The following is a 23,382-nucleotide window of genomic DNA, read 5'->3' as shown; positions in this document are numbered from 1 at the left end:
ATCAGGCGTCGTTCCAGGTTCCTAGTACCATCTTGCACTCCATCAGGTTCTTACATGACATAGCGTCCGGTCTGTGAATTGTCACGGGTGCAACAGGTCATGTTTTGATTTTGATAAGTCAGAATCGAGCCAGACCCGTTTCAACGCTTTAAGTTCAGCGCCCAGCGCAGGACCGCTGAGATGCGGTAAATCACTGGCGGAAATCGGAAAAACAGTACCCGCGCCAGTTGCAATATCATCGATTTGCGCAGGCGTAACAGAGGCGTTTCCATAGGCGGACCGAAGCAGAAACGCGCCCCGACCCGCGTCCAAACCACCGATATGGCCCACCACTTTTGCGCTGCCTGTCATGGTGGACAATGCGCGGATCGAATCGAGATGACGTTGATTACGCCGGGATAAACGCAGGCGCTCTTGCACTTCTGAACCACCCAAAGCCACGAGGCGTGCAATGGGATCAATCGGGGCTTTCACCAGCTGCTCCAGATGAACCAAGGGGCCCACAAAAGTGGGATCAGACCCCGGTAGAATTCGCGCCAGAACACCTGTTTGCCGCATGACCGACAAGGCCGGAGCAGGATCAGGCGCACCCAGCAGTTTCAGCATCTCGGATCCAACCCGTTCAGCCGACAAGCTCTCGAGGCCCTCCAGGTTATCGGCGATGCCTGACAGCGCGTCAGCATCCCAGGCAGCATCTGCGGGGGCGTATTGCGCGCTGAAGCGAAAAAAGCGAAGCGTGCGCAAATAATCTTCGCGAATGCGCTGTGCTGCATTCTCAATGAACCGAACACGCCCATCATAGGCGTCCTGCAAACCACACACCGGGTCAGAAATCTGACCATGGCGATCTGCGTATAGCGCATTCATGGTAAAATCGCGTCGGCGCGCATCTTCTGTCAGGTCGGTCGAGAATGCGATAACGGCCCGGCGCCCGTCTGTCTCCACATCGCGTCGAAAAGTTGTCACTTCGAATGGCTGATCCTGGACCACGACCGTGATTGTGCCATGGTCGATGCCCGTGGGAACGGCGCGAAACCCGGCTCCTTTGGACAGGCCCATAACCTGATCCGGCACGGCATCCGTTGCGATATCGATGTCCGAGATCGGAACGCCCATCACCGCATTGCGCACACAGCCACCAACGAAATAGGCGCGGTGGCCACCGTTCTCCAATGCAACACAAAGCGCTTGTGCCGCCGGGTCGTTCAGGAACCCCGTTTCTGGGTCTAGCTGTATGGCAGAAGGTCCGTCCATGCCCGCAATATACGCGCGGTTGCGCCCCAGATGTAATAGGGGCCGTAAGGGACTGTGTAGTACATGCGCTTTTGACCGCGCCAATGGCGGGCTTCCACAACATAATTTTCAGGCGTAAGCACATGGGCCAGAGGAACGCGAAACACCTCGGACACTTCACCCGCTTCCGGTCTGACCTCGAATTCGTCCTTCACAAGGGCAACGACCGGGGTCACGTTGAACGATGTCACCGTCTCGTGCGGGGCAAAGGTTCCAAGCACATCCACGTTGCGATCCAGCAACCCAATCTCTTCACGCGCTTCCCGAAGTGCGGTTTCAATCAGGTCCCGATCACCTTCGTCACGTTTGCCCCCCGGAAAGGCGATCTGCCCCGGATGATGTTTCAAGGCCGAAGACCGTTTGGTCAGGATCAACTCGTATCCGTTTTGCCCTTCAATGATCGGGGCCAGAACAGCCGCAGGGCGCAACTTTCGACCGGGCGGCAATGCGATACCCTTGTTCAGATCGAAATCCGAAGATGCGGCGCCTGAGTGCTCAAGCGCCGCACGTGTTTGATCTAGAAGATCAGGCACCGCCCTGGGTTTCCGCTTCGAATCCCACTGTGGTCGGGTCCAGATCGTAGTGCGCGCCACAGAATTGGCAGTCTGCAGTGACGCGACCGTCATCGGTGGTCATCTTCTCGATATCTCGGGCCGAGTAGATGGACAGGCTTTGGCGCACGCGATCCTCAGAGCAAGTGCATCCAAACCGGACAGGCTGCGTGTCAAAGACACGTAGCGTTTCCTCGTGGAATAGGCGCAGAAGAAGATCGTTCGGCGCCAATTGCGGGCCAATCAACTCCATCTCTTCGACCGTGTCCAAAAGGATATTTACACGATTCCAGTTCTCAGACTCGTCACCCTCCAGCAGATCATCAGATCGCAGTACATCACCATTTCCCTCGGTCGTCGCGGCAAAGGGCGAAGCCTTGGGCATGTGCTGCAGCATGACGCCGCCCGCGCGCCAGTGTTCAGGCGCACCCGGTTCCGTCGACTTGCCAAAGCTCAACTGGAAGCGCGTTGGCAACTGTTCGGATTGGGCAAAATACGTTTCGGCACAGGCGGCAAGCGAAGCACCATCCAGAGGCGTAATGCCCTGATAGGGCGTCATTCCGGTCCCTTGATCGATCATGATCGCAAAGTATCCCTCACCCACCTGATCAAATGGCGCACCATCGGTCAGACGGTCACGATCAAAGCTGGCATAGGCACGGATTCGGGCAATGTCGCCTTCTTTCTCGGGCCCATAATAGTCGGTCGCGATCATGCGAACCGGTCCTTTGGACTGGACTTGCAGCGACAGCTTCCAACGCAGCTTGATCGTCTGGCCGATCAATGCGGTCAGCAAAGCCATCTCTGCGACCAGCGCTTCGACCTGTGCAGGGTAATCGTGTTGTTTCAGGATGCCATCCAACACTCCGTCCAGACGCGCAACGCGTCCGCGAATGTCGGAAGCATCAAGTTGGAATGGCAGGACGGTATCGTCCCACGCGAGTTGCGAACCGAGTGTCATTGGGGTTTCCTTTGGCGCCAGTCATTGGCATATCGCGACTATATAAGGCAGCGAGCAAAAACTGAAAGGGGGGCGCATGATCCGACGATTTGGCCAGCAGCCCGACCCGAAGCACAGGTACACGATCAGACCCGGCGCCTATGCCGTCCTGCCGCGCGGCGCATCGCTTTTGTTGACTTTGCAGAACACCCCAGAACGAGAATTCCAGTTGCCGGGTGGCGGCATCGATCCGGGCGAAAGCGCTATACAGGCCCTGCATCGCGAAGTTTATGAGGAAACCGGGTGGCGGATTACGTCACCTCGCAGGCTGGGCGCATTTCGACGATTCACCTTCATGCCCGAGTACGATCTGTGGGCTGAAAAAGTCTGCCACGTGTTCGTCGCACGCCCCGTGATACGCTTAAATGAACCTGTTGAGCCCGATCACACGGTTGCTTGGATGACTCCCGAAACCGCCATCGATGCGGTATACAACGATGGGGATCGCATGTTCCTTAAGCGTTACTTCAGCTGATCTGCGCCACGATACTCAAAGAGTATTCCGGATACGTCGTCCGGGAACGTTGCCTCGCCAGCAAAATCCGTTAGCCGCCAAAGCAATGCTTCAAAGAATGCAGGGCCTGTTACGTCCGATAGATCTTGCAACATATCCTCCAAGCCCGATTCTTGCAGCATGTCACCTTTTTGGTTCGGACACTCCGTAACGCCGTCGGACAACAGAAGGATGCGGTCGCCCGGAAACAATTTGGCTTCAAATTGTGTGAACGAAATTCCCGACATCAATCCAACAGGAAATCCACCTGGGCCGTCTTGTTCAATGGAACCGTCTCGTCGTTGGATCGCAGGATGTGGATGTCCTGCCTGTGCCATACGAACATGCCCGGTGCTCAAATCCACATCCGCCAGTAATAGAGTGAAATAATGCTCAGTCTCCATCTCATCCAGGACAAGATCGTTTAGCGTTTCAATGACATTTTCCGGGGGCAGGAATTCATATGTTCCATCATCACACCGCTGCAACGCTACATTCTGGTCGGGCGCTGCCGCAGACAAGTAACCTGCGAGCCGGGCGGTCATCAAAGCCGAACTGATACCATGCCCCGATACATCTATCGAGAACAGGCCTAGATGCCCCGCCTGTGCGGGGAAGAACCCTACCAGATCACCTCCAACGTGACCGCTGGAACGCAACATCAGGCTCAAGTCGCCCGTTTCAAATGACTTGTGCCGCTCGCGCACAAGAGACTGTTGGAGCTTTTTGGCTTCCTGCAAATCGCTGTCGAGCGAATCGTACACACGCTGCAGCTCGTCCAAAGTATCGGTGATTAGACGGTTTTTTTCGGTCAGTTCGCGCTGCATATGCAGAATGCGCTCGCCTGCAGCGATGCGTGCGCGCAATTCGTTTGCATCGACCGGTTTGGTGACAAAGTCATCGGCCCCCGCCTCAAGACCCATTGCGATCTCGGCCTTTTCACTCTTCGACGTCAACAGGATGAAGTAGCCATATCTGTCTTGGCTCAACCTTCGGAAAGCGTCGCAGAATTCCAGCCCATTCATGCCCGGCATCATCCAGTCGCTTAGCACTAGATCGGGCAGTGTATGCTTACAAATCTCAATCGCTTCTTCGGCGGACCCGGCTTCGTGAACTTCGAATCCCCAACGCTTGACCGAACTGGACAGAATCTTGCGTTGCAAACGGCTGTCATCAACGATCAACACCCGTCGCGGCGCATCGGTATCTTCAGGTGCAGGAGGCACCTCCTGCTGGATCAGCTCAACGGTCATCTGCTGCTTCTTCCAACTGCATAACCGCTTGATAATCAGAGCCGCTTAACACCCCATGAAGCGCTACGGCTGATTGCCTAAACCTTTAACGGTCACCTTTCCTTAAGGGTCTGCATGATCAAAAGCGTGGGCTAATCTTGGAGGCAGCCATGATTGATTGGGACCGTGTTACCACCTTACGTGCTGAAATCGGGGAAGACGATTTCGAAGAAGTTGTACCGCTTTTTATTGAAGAAGTGACCGAAATCATCGACGGTCTGCGCGCCGGGCCCGATTTATCCCGGCTCGAAGATGACCTGCACGCGCTCAAAGGCAGCGCATTGAATCTCGGATTCACTGACTTTTCGATTTTGTGCCACAAAGGTGAGGCAATGTCGGCCAGGGGGAAAGCGGCAGAAGTGGATGTTTCGGCCATCGTGGACAGCTTCGACGCGTCGAAAACAGCCTTTACTGACGGATTGGCATCACCCCCAACCGCCTAGATCACAAATTGAGCTAATGTTTCGTCATTTGTAATGTCGGTATAGGTAAAGCCGCCGGCATCAAGCTCGGCCAAGAAGCGATCAAAATTCTCCGGTCGTCTTGTTTCTATACCGATCAGTACGGACCCGAAGTTTCGAGCGGATTTCTTGAGATACTCAAACCGGGCAATGTCGTCATCCGGACCCAATATGTTCAAGAAGTCTTTCAGCGCACCGGGACGCTGCGGCATTCGGAGAATGAAGTACTTCTTGACGCCCGAGTATCGCTGCGCACGTTCCTTTACTTCGGGCAAGCGCTCAAAGTCGAAGTTTCCACCTGAGGTCACGCAAACCACGGTCTTGCCAGAAATATTGTCTGCAACATCGCCCAGCGCTTCGATAGCCAAAGCTCCGGCCGGTTCCAAAACGATCCCTTCGACATTCAGCATGTCGATAATCGTCGTGCAAATTCGATCTTCCGGAATATCAATGACATCTGCAGCTTCCACAGATTTTAAACGTTCGAAAGTACGTACACCGATGGTCGCAACTGCTGCCCCGTCCACAAAATTGTTTATCGGTGAGACATCGACCGGATGACCGATGGCGAGCGCCTTGGCCAAGGATGGCGCACCAGAAGGTTCAACAAAAGTGTAAGCAACGCGATCTTCAAAGAAACTGCGCGTACCGGCGGACAATCCGCCGCCTCCTACGGGCAATATCATGTGATCTGGCACGCGACCCAGCTGTTCCTCAATCTCAACCGCTACGGATGCCTGCCCTTCAATGACGTCCTCATCGTCGAAGGGTGACAAAAAATGCGCGCCTGCCTTGAGGCAAAACGCCTGAGCCGAGGCAAGTGTGTCATCAAAGTAGTCACCGGTCAGGCGCACTTCGACATGATCACCGCCAAACATCTGAGTTTTCATGATTTTCTGCTGGGGTGTTGTAACAGGCATGAAGATGACGCCCCGCACCCCGAAATGCTTGCACATGAAGGCGACACCCTGCGCGTGATTGCCGGCGCTTGCACAGACAAAGACGGCGTCGTCCCGCATCACCTTTCGCATCGCATTGAATGCGCCACGCAATTTGTAAGACCGGACCGGACTTAGATCTTCGCGCTTCAGCCAAACATCTGCCCCGAAGCGTCCAGACAGCACTTCGTTCCGCAACAGGGGCGTCGCCGGAAAAACCGCACGCATCGCGGCGGCACTGGCGCGTGCATCGTCCTGAAAGCTCATGTCTTAACCCCTTTGCCGCAATCTCACTGACGTAGCGGCGTGGACAGGACGGGTCAATCTTGCCCCTGTGCCGCAAAACAGCTATCGGCACGCAACTCTTGCAAGGGAAGACAGACGATGAGCGCACCCAAGAAAGTTGTGCTGGCCTATTCCGGCGGCCTTGATACTTCGATCATCCTGAAATGGTTGCAGACCGAATACGGCTGTGAAGTTGTGACCTTCACCGCCGATCTGGGTCAGGGCGAGGAACTGGAACCTGCCCGCGCTAAGGCAGAAATGATGGGTGCTTCGGCCATCTACATCGAAGATGTCCGAGAAGAGTTCGTGCGCGACTTCGTTTTCCCAATGTTCCGTGCGAACGCGCTGTACGAAGGGCTATACCTTTTGGGCACATCCATAGCGCGTCCGCTGATTTCGAAACGGCTGGTCGAAATTGCTGCTGCCGAAGGTGCCGACGCCGTTGCACACGGCGCGACCGGCAAGGGCAATGATCAGGTTCGCTTCGAACTGGCCGCCTATGCCCTGAACCCCGACATCAAGGTCATTGCCCCGTGGCGTGAATGGGATCTGTCCAGCCGCACCAAGCTGATCGACTTCGCCGAAAAGAACCAGATACCCATCGCCAAGGACAAGCGCGGCGAGGCGCCGTTCAGCGTAGATGCCAACCTGTTGCACACCTCGTCCGAAGGCAAAGTGCTGGAAGATCCGGCAGAGAATGCGCCCGACTATGTCTATCAGCGCACCGTGAACCCCGAAGATGCGCCGGACACGCCCGAATACATCGAAGTAGGCTTCGAGAAGGGCGATGCAGTCTCTGTCAATGGGGAAATGATGTCTCCGGCCACTGTGCTGACCAAACTAAACGAGTTGGGTGGCAAGCACGGCATCGGTCGTCTGGACCTGGTTGAAGGCCGCTTCGTGGGCATGAAGTCGCGCGGAATTTACGAGACACCCGGCGGCACAATCCTGCTGGAAGCGCATCGCGGGATCGAACAGATCACATTGGATCGGGGTGCCGCGCACCTCAAGGATGAGCTGATGCCACGCTATGCCGAGTTGATCTATAACGGCTTCTGGTTCTCGCCCGAGCGTGAAATGCTGCAAGCCCTGATCGACAAGAGCCAGGAACATGTAACGGGCACCGTTCGCCTGAAGCTTTATAAAGGTCTGGCGCGTACCGTTGGACGGTGGTCAGATCACTCGCTCTATTCAGAGGCGCACGTGACCTTCGAAGACGATGCAGGCGCATATGACCAGAAGGACGCTGCAGGCTTCATCCAACTGAACGCCTTGCGTCTGAAATTGTTGGCCGCACGTGAGCGTCGGCTCAAGTGATCTTGTGCGCGGCGAGCGCCTCGTAATGGGGCATCGCCGCGTTTACCAAATCAGCATAGGCACCGTCCAACACCGGCAAAGGCCCCTCCGGACCATCAAATCCGGTTGAGGCATGCACGGCATTGTACCAATGCGCGGCCCAAATGCCGTCCGCCGAGTGACCCCCGGCAGGCCAGGACAGCATGTTTTCGGTCCAGGGCACACCGATCTTGTTACAAAGCTTCGGCAACATATCGCTTGGATTGGCGCGAATGTCGCTTGAATCCACAACTACTCCGCCGCCGACCTGATCAAAAATTCGGCTCTGCTGAGCGAACCCCAGATCATCAAGAACGGGTGCCTCGCGTTTGCGCGCATAACTGGCCACCACGCGCGCGGGGTGGCGGATCAGAAACACATGTTGAACGGCTGTCATCCACGCATCATTCCAATCCGACATCATGTGATGAGTCATATGCTTTTGATAAAATACAGGCTCTAACACAGGCGAAATCAGCCTTTTTGTAACCTGAGCGGGACAGCGGTCCTGTGATGCAAGCACCGCGTCACGCATCGGGTGATCAACTCCGTTCTGATCCAGATATGCGGCATAAAACGGTTCATCCACCACCCGGCAATCACCGCGTGCGGCGAAGCTGTACATCATGGCAGTCGACAGGTTGCGTGGACCGGACCACATGGCAATGCGTATCGTCATTCCGCAAGGCTAGGTCGGTTTGACCTTTTGGTAAACAACCTCACGCTTGCGCGACCTCTCTGTCCTGTGAGTTGAGAGTATTAAGCAGTGAGGTAAGTCTATCCCCAAAGAGGAGACATGCCATGACAACGCTTCGCACGTTCAAAACTGTATCTCTTAGTCTGATGATTGCGCTCGGGTTGCTTGCACAATCAAAAGGCGGCCACGCTCAACAATTGGAAACGATCACCGTGGCTGGCGGCTGTTTCTGGTGCGTTGAAGCCGATTTTGAGAAGGTCAACGGTGTCACGGAAGCCGTATCAGGTTTTGCCGGCGGTACTGTCGCCAACCCGTCCTACAAACAGGTCGTCAAAGGTGGCACCGGCCACTACGAAGCAGTGCAAATCACCTATGACCCAGCCAAAGTGTCCGCGGCGACACTATACGATCTGTTCTTCCGCTCGGTTGATCCTACGGATGCGGGTGGGCAGTTCTGCGACCGCGGCGACACGTATCGGACCGCCATCTTTGCAACACCCGGCCAAACAGCAGCGGCCGAGGCCGCCAAAGCCGAAGCACAGGCCGAGCTAGGCCAAACAATCGTAACGCCGATCTTGGGTTCAGCTGAATTCTACCCGGCAGATGGCTATCATCAGGACTACTACAAACAGTCGGGGCTGATCCTCACGCGCTTTGGGCCAAAGTCCAAGGCAAATGCCTACAAAGCCTATCGCGAAGCATGCGGCCGTGATGCACAGGTCAAGCAGCTGTGGGGTGACGCCGCCCCATTCGCTGGAAGCTAACCGAGTTTTGCATCCTCGATCTCTTTCAGATCGGGGATGACATCGGCGGTGCCAAGGCGCGTCACCATGAGGGCGCCCGCCCGCGTGGCAAGATCAAGTGCTTGCCGGATCGGCATACCGCGATCCAGACCAGCCACCAGGTAACCTGTAAACGTGTCCCCGGCCCCGGTGGTGTCGATCGGGTCCACAGGAATGGCCGGGACGTGCGTTTCTTCACCTTCCGCATTCAGCCATCTGCACCCATCCGCGCCCAGAGTAACAACGATATCGTCCACGCCCAGCGCAGTGAGAGGCTTGTCCAGGTTCGCCTCAAGCTGTTCGGCTTCAACCTCGTTCAACACAAGCAGATCAACAAAGGAGAGCACCTGTTGCACGGCCAGCGCATCAAATGGCGCAGCGGCGTACACGACCTTCAACCCCAACCGCTTTGCCATCTCTGCCCCAACGCGCTGGCCATTGGTTTCGTTCTGGGTCAGGAACATATCGCCGGGTGAAGCTTCGGCCAGCGCACCGCCGATCACTTCATCTGTCATCGCCTTGTTAGAGCCTGCAAACAGCACGATCTGGTTTTCACCATCGTCAGCAACGGCAATATTTGCATGACCGGTTGAAGTATCGTTCAGCACCTCGATCCGGCGCGTGTCGACGCCGTATTCCAGCAGACGTTCAACAGCCCATTTCCCATCCACACCAACCGCACCGATATGTGCAACCCGCGCCGCAGCACGGGCAATGGCAACAGACATGTTGGCGCCCTTGCCACCTAGGCCTTGACTGTAATCACTCGCACCCAATGTCTCTCCGGGTGCGGGCAGGTGCGGCACGCGATAGACGTTGTCGATGTTGATCGAGCCAAGATTCCAGACCGCCATCAGCCCACCTTGCACGCAGCCAGCACGGCCATGTTCAGAATATCATTGGCCGTGGATACCGACGAACAGATCTGGATGGATCCACCCACCCCGGCAAGGATCGGGCCAATCACGGTCGCACCACCCATTTCCTGCATCAGCTTGACCGAGATGCTGGCCGAGTGGCGCGCCGGAACGACAAGAATGTTGGCCGGTCCGGTCAAACGCGAGAACGGGTAAGCCGCTTGCGCCTGCGTATTTAGGGCAACATCAACGGTCATCTCGCCTTCATACTCGAAATCCACACCGCGCTGATCAAGCACTACCGGTGCCTTGTGCATCTTTTCGGCGCGCTCCGACACCGGGTACCCAAAGGTCGAGAAGCTGACGAAAGCAACACGTGGTTCCAGCCCCATGTTGCGGGCGACCACGGCTGCCTGCTCTGCGATGTCGGCCAGATCCTCTTCGTCCGGCCATTCGTGCACAAGCGTATCCGCAATGAACACGATGCGGCCTTTATGGACGAGCGCCGTGATGCCTGCCGTTTTGCTCTTTGGGTGCACGTCAAAGACATGACCGATCCGGTCAAGAACGTGCGCAGATTTACGTGTCGCACCGGTCACGATCCCATCCCCATGCCCGTGCGCAAGCATCAGGGCTGCAAACACGTGACGATCTCGGGCCGCAAGCCGGTGAATATCCTGGCGATCAAACCCACGTCGATTCAAGCGGTCATAAAGGTGGGACTTGTATGCATCGAGATGGGAGATGTTGGCCGCGTTCACCACTTCCAGTTCGCGCACAGCGTCCCCAAGACCCGCCTTCTCGAGCTTTTCTTTCACGTCATCCTGTCGCCCAACGACAAGCGCTTTGCCAAATCCATTGCGCTGATACATGACCGCAGCGCGCAACACCCTTGGATCGTCGCCTTCGGCAAAGATCATGCGTGCTTGTGCCGCACGCGCCCGAGCGTTGATACCCGTCAGAATACTGGCCGTCGGATCCATCCGCGACTTAAGACTGAGCTCATAGGCTTCCATGTCGATGATCGGACGGCGAGCCGCACCTGTATCCATCCCAGCTTTGGCAACAGCAGGTGGAATGCGGTGGATTAAGCGCGGGTCGAAAGGGGTCGGGATGATGTAGTCACGCCCGAACGACAACGATTTGCCATACGCAAGCGCAACTTCGTCCGGTACATCCTCCCGCGCCAAAGCGGCCAGAGCATGTGCGCAGGCAATCTTCATCTCGTCATTGATGGCACGGGCGTTAATGTCCAAGGCACCGCGGAACAAGTACGGGAAGCCAAGCACGTTGTTCACCTGGTTCGGATAGTCACTGCGCCCAGTGGCGACAATGGCATCCATGCGCACTTCGTGCGCCTCTTCCGGCGTGATCTCGGGATCGGGATTGGCCATGGCAAAGATGACCGGATTATCCGCCATGCTTTCAACCATCGCCGGAGTCACCGCCCCTTTGACGGACACACCCAGAAACACATCTGCGCCATTCATGGCGCTTTCCAGCGTGCGCAACTCAGTTTTAACTGCGTGGGCTGACTTCCATTGGTTCATCCCCTCGGTCCGACCTTGGTAGATGACGCCCTTGGTGTCGCAAACGATGCAGTTCTCGTGCCGCGCGCCCATGGATTTCAGCAGCTCAATGCAGGCAATCCCGGCAGCACCTGCCCCGTTCAGAACAATCTTCACATCCTCGATCTTCTTACCCGAGATATGGAGTGCATTGATCAACCCGGCCGCACAGATCACCGCTGTGCCATGCTGATCATCGTGGAAGACCGGGATATCCATCTCTTCCTTCAGGCGCTGTTCGATGATGAAGCATTCCGGCGCCTTGATGTCTTCGAGGTTGATGCCGCCGAAGGTTGGGCCCATCAGTTTGACCGCCTGGCAGAAGGCATCGGGGTCTTCTGTGTCCAGTTCGATATCGATGGAATTCACATCGGCAAAGCGCTTGAACAGAACCGCTTTCCCTTCCATCACCGGTTTCGAACCCAGCGCACCCAGATTGCCCAGGCCCAACACGGCGGTGCCGTTCGAAATCACCGCAACAAGGTTGCCCTTGTTCGTATAGTCGTAAGCTGTCTCCGGATTTTCAGCGATGGCCTCGCACGGCACTGCAACGCCTGGGCTGTAAGCAAGGCTCAGATCCCTTTGGGTCGTCATGGGCACGGTGGCCTGGATCTCGAATTTGCCGGGTGTGGGTTCCATGTGGAACGCCAATGCGTCTTCCGGCGTGACCTTTGTCTTGCTCATGTGCGGCTGTCCTCCCGTGGCACCATGGCGTCTTAACCTGCCGGATGGCGCGCCTCAATCGACTTTGGCTTTTCCTCGGGTCACACCGTTTGTAATGTCACGCGACGAACAGGGGGATGTCATGTCAGTCACGCCGATGATGGCGCAATATCTCGAGATCAAGGCAGCGCATCCCGGTGCGCTCTTGTTTTATCGGATGGGCGATTTTTACGAGATGTTCTTTGACGACGCCGTCGCAGCGGCCGAGGCGTTGGACATCGCGCTGACCAAACGTGGCAAGCATGATGGTGCAGACATCCCGATGTGCGGCGTGCCGGTGCACTCCGCCGAAGGGTATCTACTGACGTTGATCCGCAAGGGGTTCCGCGTTGCCGTCTGCGAACAAATGGAGAGTCCCGCTGAAGCCAAAAAGCGCGGGTCCAAGTCTGTTGTGAAACGTGATGTCGTGCGGCTGGTGACACCTGGAACACTGACCGAAGATACGTTGCTTGAGGCACGACGACACAACTTCTTGGCGGCCTTCGCGGATGTGCGAGGTCAAGGCGCTCTGGCTTGGGTCGATATTTCGACGGGCGCATTTTCCGTCATGTCGCTCGATTTAACCCTGTTGGGGCCTGAATTAGCGCGTCTAGCCCCTTCTGAACTGATTGTCACCGATGCGAAGGAAGCCGAATTGCGTCCTTTGGTCGAGGACTTCGGCATTTCCGTCACAACACTCGGCGGTGCAGCCTTTGACAGCTCAGCCGGAGCGGATCGCTTGGGTGGACTGTTCAATGTACAGACACTGGATGCGTTTGGAACCTTCGCACGGGCCGAAGTCGGCGCAATGGGCGCGTTGGTCGAATATCTTGAGATCACGCAGAAGGGTAAGTTGCCGCTGCTCCGCCCGCCACGGCAAGAAGTTCAGGCGCGAACTGTGCAGATCGATGCCGCGACCCGTCGCAATCTTGAACTGACGTCTGCCTTGTCCGGTGGGCGCAGTGGGTCATTGCTGTCCGTCATTGATCAAACTGTCACCTCGGCTGGCGCGCGCTTGCTGGAAAGACGTCTTGCCTCTCCTTCCCGCGTGTTGGAGACAATTTCGGACCGCCTGGATTCGGTAGCATTCAGCGTTGAAAACAGCGGTTTCACCCAAGCAACCAAGGATTCGTTGAAGCGGGTACCGGATATGGATCGCGCGCTCTCGCGGCTGTCTTTGGATCGAGGGGGCCCACGTGATCTGGCCGCCCTACGAAACGGCTTGGGACAGGCACAAACCTTGTTCGATACACAACCCGATGATTTGCCACCACTTCTGGCAAGTGCATTCAAGGATTTGGCAGGCCATGAAGATCTGATTGGTCGCTTGGAAAACGATCTTGTAGCTGATCCACCGCTCCTCCCCCGCGATGGCGGTTTCATCGCAACCGGCTGCGATGAAGAGTTGGACGAGGCGCGGCAGCTGCGCGATGAAGGACGGTCTGTCATCGCAAAAATGCAGCAGGACTATGCCGCGCAATGCGGCGTCCAATCGCTGAAGATCAAGCACAACAATGTGCTTGGATACTTCATCGAGGTTACGGCGACCCATGCGGACAAGATGATGTCTCCCCCACTCAACGAGACGTTCATCCACCGCCAAACAACAGCAAATCAAGTGCGCTTCACGACAGTGGAGCTTTCTGACTTGGAAACCCGCGTCCTGAACGCCGGCGGTCGCGCGCTCGAGATCGAAAAACGTCTCTACGAAGGTCTGAAATCGCTTGTTCTGGATCAGGCGGCGCAAATCAGCCAAACGGCTCGCGCCTTGGCCGAAATCGATTTGGCAACGGCGCTTGCCGATCTCGCCACATCAAAAAACTGGTGCAAGCCAAATCTTGATAGCTCGCGGGCATTCGAGATTGATGGAGGACGTCACCCTGTTGTCGAACATGCCCTGTCACAGCAAGGTGGGTCACCTTTCATCGCCAACGACTGCGAATTGAATGCCGAGGATGGTGCCGCTGTTTGGCTTCTGACCGGACCAAACATGTCGGGTAAATCGACATTCCTCCGGCAGAATGCACTTATCGCTATCCTTGCCCAGATGGGCAGTTTTGTCCCTGCTCGATCCGCGCATATCGGTCTGGTCAGTCAGATTTTCAGCCGTGTAGGCGCATCTGACGATCTGGCGCGAGGGCGGTCAACCTTCATGGTCGAGATGGTGGAGACGGCGGCCATTCTGAACCAAGCGGATGATCGTGCACTTGTTATTCTCGACGAGATTGGGCGCGGAACGGCCACGTATGATGGCTTGTCGATTGCTTGGGCGACACTTGAACACCTGCACGATGTGAACAAGTCGCGGGCGCTGTTTGCCACGCACTATCATGAGATGACGGCACTCGCCGGGAAACTCAACGGCGTTGAAAACGCGACTGTTTCGGTCAAGGAATGGGATGGCGAGGTCATTTTCCTGCACGAAGTGAAGCGTGGCGCGGCTGATCGATCCTACGGTGTTCAGGTCGCCCAACTCGCCGGATTGCCGGCAGCAGTGATTGCCCGTGCGCGCGTCGTTCTGGATGCATTGGAAAGTGGTGAGCGAGAGGGTGGTGCAACCCAGAAAACGCTGATCGACGATTTACCTCTGTTTTCTGCAACGCCAGCACCACAGCCTGCGAAAACGGTGAATTCGCCCGCGTTAGACATGCTTGAGGGTGTTCATCCAGACGAGCTGACTCCGCGGGAAGCGCTCGACATCATCTACAAATTGAAAGACGCGGCCAAATCCTGACCGCGTCTTTTCCATTTATCAGAGAGTTAGAACGTCAGCTTGCGGGCGTGGAAGACACACCGACTTGGGCCGGACGCAGTAGACGGTCATGCAGCATGAACCCTTCGGCCGAAACCTGGATGATCTCACCCGCTTTAGTGCCGGGCACGGGTGCTTCGAACATGGCTTGGTGATGCTGAGGATCAAAAGTGTCGCCAACCTCGGGCGAAATCCGCTCGATTCCGTGCTTCTTGAACACATTGAGCAGCTCGCGCATCGTCAACTCTACGCCTTCCAACAGCGCCGCAGACACTTCACGCTGCTCTTCGGTTGCCGATTCCAGCGCACGCTTCATGTTGTCGTAGACGGGCAGCATGTCGCGCGCCAGTTTCGATCCGCCATAGTTCTCGGCCTCGCGCCGATCCTTATCCGAGCGTTTGCGCGCATTTTCGGCATCTGCCAGCGCACGCATGAACCGATCTTTCAGTTCATCCCGTTCGGCACGCAACTGATCAAGCTCAAGCGCTTCATCATCAATTTCGGCCATCTCTTCGGCATATTCTTCTTCAGCGGCGATATCGATGTCGTCAAGAAAATCGTCGTTCTTGGGCTCAGCCATGTTTCACCTTTCATTGCGGTCGGTCAGCATCCGCCCGACCAGCTGGGCTGTGTAATCCACAATCGGAACGATCCGGCCATAATTCAGCCGCGTGGGTCCGATGACCCCAACCGCTCCGATAATCTTTCGATCCGCGTTCATATATGGGGAAACCACCAAAGAGGAACCCGAAAGTGAGAAAAGTTTGTTCTCTGAGCCAATAAAAATGCGCACACCGTCGCCGTCTTGGGTCAAGTCCAGAAATTCAGCGATGTCCCGTTTGCGTTCAAGGTCGTCAAACAACGTTCGGATACGCTCCAAGTCCTCGGCTTGTGTCGATTCGTCGAGGAGGTTAGATCGACCGCGAACGATCAAGCGTTCCGGTGTATCACCCTCCCCCTCCCAGGTTGCCCATCCACTTTCGACCAGGGCACGCGACAGCGCATCGATTTCTTGCCTGCGATCCTTGATCTCGTTTTGAACGATCGTCTTCACTTCACTCAGCGTTCGACCTTCGATCATTGCATTCAGGAAATTGGCCGCCTCGCGCATCGAAGATGGCGTTTGTCCGGGCGGTGGCTGAAACAAGCGGTTCTCAACGTGCCCATCCGCGAACACAAGCACAACCAACGCCTGTTCGGGACCCAATGGCACGAAATCCAGATGCTTGATTTCCGCTTCGTGTTTTGGGGTCAGAACCAGTGATGCACCATGGGTGACGCCGGACAAAGCAGAGCCGACGCGATCCAGCAAACCGCTGACATCACGCTCGTTCGAACCAAGCGTGGCGTCAATCTTTTCCTTGTCGGAGTCGTCGGGGACTCCAACCTCCAACAACCCATCGACAAACATGCGCAAACCCAGCTGTGTGGGGATCCGACCGGCGCTGATGTGGGGACTGTTTAGCAGACCCATGAATTCGAGGTCTTGCATCACATTGCGGATGGTCGCCGCACTGACCTTTTCACTGAAGTCACGCGTAAGAGTACGCGATCCCACCGGATCACCGGAATCCAAGTATCCTTCGACCACGCGACGAAACACTTCGCGCGAGCGATCGTTCATTTCGTCCAGAAGTTTCTGTGTATCCGTCATCGATTGGTATTAAAGGGCGCAGGTTTCAAAGGTCAATCGGGGTTGCCAGTGGGCACGACCCAAGGCTATCCCCCTTTCACACACGAAATAAGGAAATCACATGCGCCCCTCCGGTCGAGAACTGAGCGAAATGCGGTCCGTTTCCATCGAAACTGGCTTTACAAAACACGCCGAAGGGTCGGCCCTGATCAAGGTGGGCGACACGCATGTACTGTGCACTGCGACAATCGAGGATCGCGTTCCTCCGTTCATCAAGGGATCCGGTCTTGGCTGGGTTACTGCGGAGTACGGCATGCTGCCGCGCGCGACCAACACGCGGATGCGCCGGGAAGCAGCCTCGGGCAAACAAGGTGGCCGAACCGTAGAAATTCAAAGGCTTATCGGCAGATCCCTTCGGGCAGGCGTGGATCGCGTGGCATTGGGCGAACGCCAGATCACCGTGGATTGTGACGTGCTGCAAGCTGATGGGGGCACACGATGCGCCTCCATTACAGGTGGCTGGGTGGCGCTGCGTTTGGCCGTGAACAAGTTGATGAAGGCCGGAGATGTGGTAACCGATCCACTGGTATCCCCCGTCGCAGCCGTCAGCTGCGGTATCTATGCTGGTCAACCTGTGCTTGACCTTGATTACCCGGAAGACAGCGAAGCGGGCGTCGACGGTAACTTTATCATGACCGGTGACAAGCAACTGATCGAAGTCCAAATGAGTGCTGAGGGCGCCACCTTTAGCCGCGATCAGATGAATGCGCTGATGGATCTTGCCGACAAAGGCGTCAGTGAATTGGTGGCCATGCAACAAAGCGCAACCGCATGACTCGACGGTTTGAAGGTGACCGCATTCTGGTTGCGACTCACAACGCGGGTAAGCTGGAAGAGATGGAACAGCTGTTCCAACCTTTCGGGGTGACAGTTGTTGGTGCGGCAGAAATGAAGCTTCCTGAACCCGAGGAAACGGAAACCACGTTCGTTGGCAATGCGCGGATCAAGACGGTTGCAGCTGTACAGGCGACTGGTTTGCCTGCGCTTGCCGATGATTCCGGCATTCAGGTTGATGGTCTTGATGGCGCGCCAGGCGTCTACACGGCAGATTGGGCAGAAACGCCAAATGGCCGTGATTTTATGATGGCCATGACACGTACCCATTCCGAGCTGATGGAGCGCGGGGCCGCACAACCGTGGACGGCGCGGTTCTGCTCTACCCTTGTTCTGGCATGGCCGGATGGGCACGAGGAAGTGTTTGCCGGGACGGTTGAAGGTACGCTGGTTTGGCCGGTGCGTGGTCAACTTGGCCATGGGTACGACCCGATGTTCCAGCCCATCGGATATGATCGCACCTTTGCCGAGATGCCTTCGGACGAAAAGAATGCCATCAGTCATCGGGCGGACAGCTTCAAGAAGTTGATCGTAGGCTGCTTTGGCTGAGGATTGGGAAGCGGGTGGCTTTGGCCTGTACGTTCATTGGCCGTTTTGTGCGGCCAAGTGCCCGTATTGCGATTTCAACAGCCATGTAACTCAATCCGTGGATCACGATGCCTGGCGCAATGCCCTCGTATCCGAGGTTGAACGTGTCGGCACCCTGACCAAAGGTCGCGTTTTACGGTCAGTTTTTTTTGGTGGGGGCACACCCAGCCTGATGGCGCCGAAAACCATCGAAGCCGTCATTGATGCCATCGCAAAAACGTGGCCAATGGCGAATGATGTTGAGGTCACGCTCGAAGCGAATCCGACATCGGTTGAGGCACACAAGTTCACTGCGTTTCGATCTGCCGGTATCAACCGAGTATCCATGGGCATCCAGGCGCTGAATGATCCTGATTTGCTTGCATTGGGGCGTTTACACACAGCGGCCGAGGGACTGGCCGCATTTGATATCGCTCGCTCGACCTTTGATCGAGTTAGCCTTGACCTGATGTACGGGCGCCAAAATCAGTCTCTAACCCAGTGGAAATCAGAGTTATGGACAGCTTTAGCCCTGGGGTTGGATCACGTGTCTTTGTACCAGCTTACGATTGAACCAGGCACAGCATTTGGCGATCGTTACAAACGCGGAAAGCTGAGTGGTTTGCCAAACGATGACTTGTCGGCTGACATGTATGCCCTGACGCAAGATGTGTGCGCCGAATTCGGGATGCCGCGATACGAAGTGTCGAACCATGCGAAGGACGGTGCGGAATCTCGGCACAATCTGATTTATTGGCGGTACGGTGATTATGCCGGGATTGGGCCCGGAGCACATGGGCGACTGACATTGCAAGGTCAGCGGCACGCGACAGAACAACTGCGAATGCCAACAGCTTGGTTGCTTGATAACGATAGGACGCAGGAAGAGGCACTATCAGGCGCGGATCAAGCCGTTGAATTCCTGATGATGGGCCTTCGTTTGACGGAAGGTGTCGACCTGGATCGGTACACTCGGCTCGCCAATCGATCCGTGGACGACACCAAGATAAAAGAGCTTGCCGATCTAGGTCTCGTTACGCAAAAAGGTCGGAACTTATTCGTTACAAATCAAGGGTTTAGCCTGTTGAACGCCGTATTACGTAGCCTCTTGAACGACTAGCTGGAACTCAGTCGTCGGCACAGGTCGTCAAGCTGGTCCAAACTCTCGTATTGCAGTGTCAGCGTGCCGGATTCACCATCCGGCTTGTGCGTCAGAGACACTTTGACACCTGTAGCTGCAGAAAGATCATCTTCAAGCGCGCGTGTGTCAGCATCTTTGGCTGGTGCCTTGGGTTTGGGTGATCCTTTGAAGATGTTATCGCCCACATCTTCCGATGCTTTCTTAACCAGTGCTTCGGTTGCCCGAACGGAAAGCTCTCCGGCGATCACTTTTCTCGCAAGCGCACTGGGATCATCTGCAGTGATCAACGCTCGCGCATGTCCAGCACTTAACTTCCCCTCAACGACGAAGGTTTGAATGTCATCGGGAAGCTGCAGCAGACGCAAAAGGTTCGCAATGTGGCTGCGCGATTTGCCCAACGCCTCGGCCATCTTCTCTTGTGTATGGCCGAAACGGTCCATCAGTTGCTTGTACCCAGCTGCTTCTTCGATCGGGTTTAAGTCCGCACGCTGGATGTTTTCGATGATCGCCACTTCCAGGACTTCTGTATCCGAGAAATCACGCACCAGAACAGGAAGGTCATGAAGCTGTGCTTGTTGCGCCGCTCGCCAGCGCCTCTCACCAGCGACGATTTCGTACTCGTCCCCGGCTGGCCGGACAATCAAGGGCTGGAGGACACCCTTTTCCTTGATCGACGCTACAAGATCCTCCAATGGCCCGACATCAAATTGACGCCGTGGCTGGTCAGGGTTTGGCCTGATCTTTTCAATCGGGATGCGTTGCTCGCCTGCGACACCGGATGTGGTGCTTGTTGAAGCAGGTTCCGCAACATCTGCCATCAATGCAGAAAGCCCGCGCCCCAAACCACGTTTCTTGTCGTTGCTTGCCATGTCAGGCTCCCACTGCTGCGTTATTGGCGACCAGCTCTTTAGCCAGGTCACGGTAGGCTACCGCCCCTTTTGAGGTGGCGTCATAAGACAAAACCGGCATCGCAAAGGACGGTGCCTCACTCACACGGACATTGCGCGGGATACGCGTCTTGAAAACGATATCGCCCAGATTGTCCCGAGCATCTTGTTCCACCTGCTGCGAAAGGTTGTTCCGCGCATCATGCATTGTCAGCACGACGCCTTCGATCCGTAGATTCGGATTGCCCGTTTGCCGCACTTCTCGAACCGTTAGCATCAGTTGCGATAAGCCCTCCAAAGCAAAGAATTCACTCTGAAGCGGAACAAGGACAGAATCCGACGCAATCATTGCATTGACAGTCAAAAGATTCAGAGACGGCGGGCAATCAATCAGGATGAAGTCAAACCCATACGCGTCCATGGCCGTCTGCCGTAACGCATCATGCAAGAGAAAGCTGCGCTTCTCGTTCGAAATCAACTCAATATCTGCTGAGCTCAGGTCGACCGTGGCTGGAACAATGGCAAGATCATCGATGTCCGTGGCAAGAATGACGTCTTTTAGTGGGATGTCATCCAATAGAAGATCGTATGTCGTATGCTCACGATCCTCCATTTCGATCCCAAGACCGGTAGATGCGTTGCCTTGCGGGTCGAGATCAACGACAAGCACACGATTCCCAATCTCAACAAGTGCCGCGGCCAAGTTTATGGCGGTGGTTGTTTTGCCCACCCCCCCTTTTTGATTGGCGACGGAAATAATCTTGGGCCCGGACGGGCGCGTCGGATCAGACACGCGAAATATCCTTGATTTTGAGGACAACTGCTTCGGCATTTGTTTTACTTGGCATCGCTTCATAAGAAAACCGCCAGTTTTGCTTTGCAGCAACAACTTCATCCTGCCATTGCGCACCCTTCTGGAAGAGGCAAATTCCGTCCTGAGTGAGGTGTGGTAAGGCCAAAGACAAAAGCGAATCCAAAGGCGCCAGCGCTCGTGCGGAAATGGTTTGAGCATTCAGCGCCTCAACCGCCTCAATGCGGCACGCCATAATTTTTATGGGCAATTCAAGTTCACGTGCGCAAGTGCGCAAGAAAGTCGACTTTCTTTGATCGCTTTCGACCAGCGTGAAGGATGTGCTTAGTCCATTTCCCTGTGCAAGAATTGCAACAACAACCCCGGGAAGCCCCCCACCGCTTCCCAGATCCGCCCAAAGTCCGGATCGTGGAATGTACACCTGAGCGGAGTCCCAGATATGACGGGTCTCCAAATCGGAAAGTGTCGACTTCGATACCAAATTGATTCTTGGCGTCCACTTTCGGATCAGATCGGCATAGGTTTCAAGTTTGTCGAATGTTTCACGTGAAACACTCGTTTCCCACCAATCCGGAAGGTCCATCATGCAAGCTTCTTTTCCAGATACCTGATACGGCCAAGAACAAGCGCGAGCGCGGCGGGTGTCATACCATCAATACGCGCCGCTTGCGCCAAGTCTGAGGGTCGAACACGATTGAGCTTGCTTTGCAACTCAGAGGACAGACCCGAAATCTCCGAGTATTTGAAATCTGCCGGGATTTGCAACAATTCATCCTTACGCAGTTTCTCAACATCTTTCCGCTGACGAGCGATGTAGTTTGCATAGAGCGCATCACGAGCGATTTGTTCCTGGATTTCTTTAGAAAACTGCAGCGCTTCAGGAACAAGGCCCCCAACCTGTTCGAATGTCACATCCGGAAATGCCAACACTTGGAACGGCGTGCGCTTGGTACCATCCTGATTGATGCGAATGCCTTGTGCGGCGATTTCCTTTGGCGTGAATTCCGACGCGCATAAACATTCCTTGGCAGCAGAAAGCCTCTCATTCTTGCGGGCGAACACTGACATGCGCTCATCCGAAACGCATCCCAGATCCCGACCAAACTCAGTCAAGCGTTGGTCGGCATTGTCAGCGCGAAGAGAAAGTCGAAACTCAGCCCGAGACGTGAACATTCTATATGGTTCGGCAACGCCGCGCGTCGTAAGGTCGTCAATCATCACACCGATGTAACTTTGGTCGCGGCGGAAATATACAGGCGCTTCGCCCCTCACTCGTCTCACTGCATTAAGGCCAGCAACCAAGCCCTGAGCGGCTGCCTCCTCATATCCGGTGGTTCCGTTGATTTGCCCGGCCAAAAACAAGCCCGGCACATCACGGACCGACAAATCCGCATTCAACGCCCTGGGATCAACATAGTCATATTCAATCGCATATCCTGGCTGAAGAATTTTTGCATTCTCAAGCCCAGTCATCGAATGAACATACTCAGCCTGTATCTCAGACGGCAAAGACGTAGAGATTCCGTTTGGGTAAATTGTATGGTCGTTTAGCCCCTCAGGCTCAAGAAACACCTGGTGTGAGTCCTTGTCGGCAAAACGCACTACCTTGTCTTCGATGGACGGACAGTACCTTGGGCCGACGCCGTCGATATGGCCACCGTACATGGCAGATCTGTGGAGGTTCTTCTGTATGATATCATGCGTTTTGGTGTTGGTGTGTGTTATACCACAGGAAATCTGGCGCAGTGGCGCTCGCTCTGACATGAAAGAAAAGAGCGAAGGATCATCATCCGCGCCTTGTTGATCCAGCCCTTCCCAGTTGATCGTTCGCGAATCCAGTCGTGGCGGCGTACCCGTTTTCAATCGACCGGTCGGCAGATCAAAGCCATCAATCCGGTCAGCTAGCGGAACGGAGGCATCATCACCCATTCGACCGCCGTCGTACGAAGTGTCACCAATGTGGATCGTACCGCGCAGGAATGTTCCTGTTGTCAGGATCACGGTAGTTGCTGAAACTTCCGATCCGTCGGCCAAACAAACCCCTTCAACAACATCCCCCTTCATTTTCAGATCAACAACCTCACCTTCTATGATTGTAAGGTTTTGGGTTGTCTGCATCAAACGAAGCATGGTGTCCTGATACACAGCGCGATCAGACTGTGTGCGTGGGCCTTGCACTGCCGGACCTTTACGACGATTCAATAAACGAAACTGAATCCCTGAGGCGTCAGCAACACGCCCCATAACGCCATCCATTGCATCAATTTCACGAACAAGGTGACCTTTCCCCAGGCCGCCAATCGCTGGGTTGCATGACATCACACCAATTCCCGAGACTTTCATGGTGATCAACGCAGTCGAAGCGCCCATTCTTGCAGAGGCATGGGCAGCCTCTGTCCCCGCATGTCCACCGCCGATAACAACCACATCAAAATGTTTCACG

The 23,382-nt window shown here is 55.6% G+C and carries 22 protein-coding genes; 8 read left to right on the top strand and 14 right to left on the bottom strand.

Features of this window, described 5'->3' with window-relative positions; translation table 11 throughout:
• Positions 1–81: 81 nt before the first annotated feature.
• Genes IE087_RS01990 through hslO form a run of 3 tightly spaced genes read right to left on the bottom strand, consistent with a single transcriptional unit; the run spans position 82 to position 2,805 of the window.
• A complete protein-coding gene (locus tag IE087_RS01990; protein WP_189367243.1) occupies positions 82–1,254 on the bottom strand; it encodes a CCA tRNA nucleotidyltransferase in 1,173 nt (390 codons plus the stop codon).
• Positions 1,227–1,826, bottom strand: coding sequence for a CoA pyrophosphatase (locus IE087_RS01985; protein WP_229801229.1), 600 nt, complete (start codon positions 1,824–1,826; stop codon positions 1,227–1,229). Before IE087_RS01985 ends, IE087_RS01990 begins: the two co-directional genes overlap by 28 nt.
• Entirely contained in the window at positions 1,819–2,805 is a 987-nt protein-coding gene (gene hslO, locus IE087_RS01980) for an Hsp33 family molecular chaperone HslO (protein ID WP_189367241.1), read from the bottom strand. Before hslO ends, IE087_RS01985 begins: the two co-directional genes overlap by 8 nt.
• Positions 2,806–2,881: 76 nt before the next feature.
• Here hslO and IE087_RS01975 point away from each other — a divergent pair, with 76 nt between their 5' ends.
• Positions 2,882–3,319 (top strand): NUDIX hydrolase, encoded by a 438-nt coding sequence (locus IE087_RS01975; RefSeq protein ID WP_189367240.1) that lies wholly within the window; start codon positions 2,882–2,884, stop codon positions 3,317–3,319.
• Here IE087_RS01975 and IE087_RS01970 read toward each other — a convergent pair.
• On the bottom strand, positions 3,307–4,590 hold the full coding sequence (locus IE087_RS01970) for a PP2C family protein-serine/threonine phosphatase (protein WP_189367239.1): 1,284 nt from the start codon (positions 4,588–4,590) through the stop codon (positions 3,307–3,309). The genes IE087_RS01975 and IE087_RS01970 overlap by 13 nt on opposite strands.
• A 149-nt stretch (positions 4,591–4,739) precedes the next feature.
• Here IE087_RS01970 and IE087_RS01965 point away from each other — a divergent pair, with 149 nt between their 5' ends.
• Positions 4,740–5,072 (top strand): Hpt domain-containing protein, encoded by a 333-nt coding sequence (locus tag IE087_RS01965; RefSeq protein ID WP_189367238.1) that lies wholly within the window; start codon positions 4,740–4,742, stop codon positions 5,070–5,072.
• On the opposite strand, the gene ilvA is transcribed toward IE087_RS01965, so the two are convergent.
• Entirely contained in the window at positions 5,069–6,295 is a 1,227-nt protein-coding gene (gene ilvA, locus IE087_RS01960; RefSeq protein ID WP_189367237.1) for a threonine ammonia-lyase IlvA, read from the bottom strand. The two genes, IE087_RS01965 and ilvA, sit on opposite strands and share 4 nt — an antisense overlap.
• 117 nt (positions 6,296–6,412) lie before the next feature.
• Between ilvA and IE087_RS01955 the strand changes: the two genes are divergently transcribed.
• Complete coding sequence (locus IE087_RS01955) at positions 6,413–7,630, top strand: argininosuccinate synthase (protein ID WP_189367236.1); 1,218 nt, start codon at positions 6,413–6,415, stop codon at positions 7,628–7,630.
• Here IE087_RS01955 and IE087_RS01950 read toward each other — a convergent pair.
• Positions 7,623–8,321 carry a sulfotransferase-like domain-containing protein gene (locus IE087_RS01950; RefSeq protein WP_444545917.1) on the bottom strand — a complete coding sequence of 233 codons (699 nt, stop codon included), beginning with the start codon at positions 8,319–8,321 and terminating at the stop codon, positions 7,623–7,625. The genes IE087_RS01955 and IE087_RS01950 overlap by 8 nt on opposite strands.
• A 128-nt stretch (positions 8,322–8,449) precedes the next feature.
• On the opposite strand from IE087_RS01950, the gene msrA reads away from it, so the two are divergent.
• Positions 8,450–9,109: a peptide-methionine (S)-S-oxide reductase MsrA gene (gene msrA, locus IE087_RS01945; protein WP_189367235.1), complete on the top strand. Its 660-nt coding sequence runs from the start codon at positions 8,450–8,452 to the stop codon at positions 9,107–9,109.
• Here msrA and IE087_RS01940 read toward each other — a convergent pair.
• The gene (locus tag IE087_RS01940) at positions 9,106–9,981 is read right to left on the bottom strand and encodes a ribokinase (RefSeq protein ID WP_189367234.1); all 876 of its coding nucleotides are present in this window, start codon (positions 9,979–9,981) and stop codon (positions 9,106–9,108) included. The genes msrA and IE087_RS01940 overlap by 4 nt on opposite strands.
• Complete coding sequence (locus IE087_RS01935) at positions 9,981–12,236, bottom strand: NADP-dependent malic enzyme (RefSeq protein WP_189367233.1); 2,256 nt, start codon at positions 12,234–12,236, stop codon at positions 9,981–9,983. The genes IE087_RS01940 and IE087_RS01935 overlap by 1 nt, the downstream gene beginning before the upstream one ends.
• A 121-nt stretch (positions 12,237–12,357) precedes the next feature.
• On the opposite strand from IE087_RS01935, the gene mutS reads away from it, so the two are divergent.
• Positions 12,358–14,988 (top strand): DNA mismatch repair protein MutS, encoded by a 2,631-nt coding sequence (gene mutS, locus IE087_RS01930; protein ID WP_189368306.1) that lies wholly within the window; start codon positions 12,358–12,360, stop codon positions 14,986–14,988.
• A 34-nt stretch (positions 14,989–15,022) separates the two neighbouring features.
• Here the strand turns inward: mutS and IE087_RS01925 are convergent, their stop codons facing one another.
• Positions 15,023–15,586 (bottom strand): nucleotide exchange factor GrpE, encoded by a 564-nt coding sequence (locus IE087_RS01925; protein WP_189367232.1) that lies wholly within the window; start codon positions 15,584–15,586, stop codon positions 15,023–15,025.
• A gap of 3 nt (positions 15,587–15,589) precedes the next feature.
• The gene (gene hrcA / locus IE087_RS01920) at positions 15,590–16,660 is read right to left on the bottom strand and encodes a heat-inducible transcriptional repressor HrcA (protein ID WP_189367231.1); all 1,071 of its coding nucleotides are present in this window, start codon (positions 16,658–16,660) and stop codon (positions 15,590–15,592) included.
• A gap of 100 nt (positions 16,661–16,760) precedes the next feature.
• On the opposite strand from hrcA, the gene rph reads away from it, so the two are divergent.
• Genes rph through hemW form a run of 3 tightly spaced genes read left to right on the top strand, consistent with a single transcriptional unit; the run spans position 16,761 to position 19,220 of the window.
• Positions 16,761–17,474, top strand: coding sequence for a ribonuclease PH (gene rph, locus IE087_RS01915; protein WP_189367230.1), 714 nt, complete (start codon positions 16,761–16,763; stop codon positions 17,472–17,474).
• A complete protein-coding gene (gene rdgB, locus IE087_RS01910; RefSeq protein WP_189367229.1) occupies positions 17,471–18,082 on the top strand; it encodes an RdgB/HAM1 family non-canonical purine NTP pyrophosphatase in 612 nt (203 codons plus the stop codon). Before rph ends, rdgB begins: the two co-directional genes overlap by 4 nt.
• The gene (gene hemW / locus IE087_RS01905) at positions 18,075–19,220 is read left to right on the top strand and encodes a radical SAM family heme chaperone HemW (protein ID WP_189367228.1); all 1,146 of its coding nucleotides are present in this window, start codon (positions 18,075–18,077) and stop codon (positions 19,218–19,220) included. The genes rdgB and hemW overlap by 8 nt, the downstream gene beginning before the upstream one ends.
• Here the strand turns inward: hemW and IE087_RS01900 are convergent.
• From IE087_RS01900 to mnmG, 4 genes are read right to left on the bottom strand one after another with little or no spacing between them, the layout of a single operon-like run.
• Entirely contained in the window at positions 19,217–20,110 is an 894-nt protein-coding gene (locus IE087_RS01900; protein WP_189367227.1) for a ParB/RepB/Spo0J family partition protein, read from the bottom strand. The two genes, hemW and IE087_RS01900, sit on opposite strands and share 4 nt — an antisense overlap.
• A gap of 1 nt (position 20,111) precedes the next feature.
• Entirely contained in the window at positions 20,112–20,921 is an 810-nt protein-coding gene (locus tag IE087_RS01895; RefSeq protein WP_229801279.1) for a ParA family protein, read from the bottom strand.
• On the bottom strand, positions 20,914–21,525 hold the full coding sequence (gene rsmG / locus IE087_RS01890) for a 16S rRNA (guanine(527)-N(7))-methyltransferase RsmG (RefSeq protein ID WP_308425413.1): 612 nt from the start codon (positions 21,523–21,525) through the stop codon (positions 20,914–20,916). The genes IE087_RS01895 and rsmG overlap by 8 nt, the downstream gene beginning before the upstream one ends.
• Positions 21,522–23,381, bottom strand: coding sequence for a tRNA uridine-5-carboxymethylaminomethyl(34) synthesis enzyme MnmG (gene mnmG, locus IE087_RS01885; protein WP_189367226.1), 1,860 nt, complete (start codon positions 23,379–23,381; stop codon positions 21,522–21,524). Before mnmG ends, rsmG begins: the two co-directional genes overlap by 4 nt.
• Position 23,382: the final 1 nt, after the last annotated feature.

The sequence above is a fragment of the Tateyamaria omphalii genome (assembly GCF_014651375.1).
Taxonomy (GTDB): Bacteria; Pseudomonadota; Alphaproteobacteria; order Rhodobacterales; family Rhodobacteraceae; genus Tateyamaria; species Tateyamaria omphalii.
This window is presented reverse-complemented; position numbering and strand designations above follow the sequence as displayed.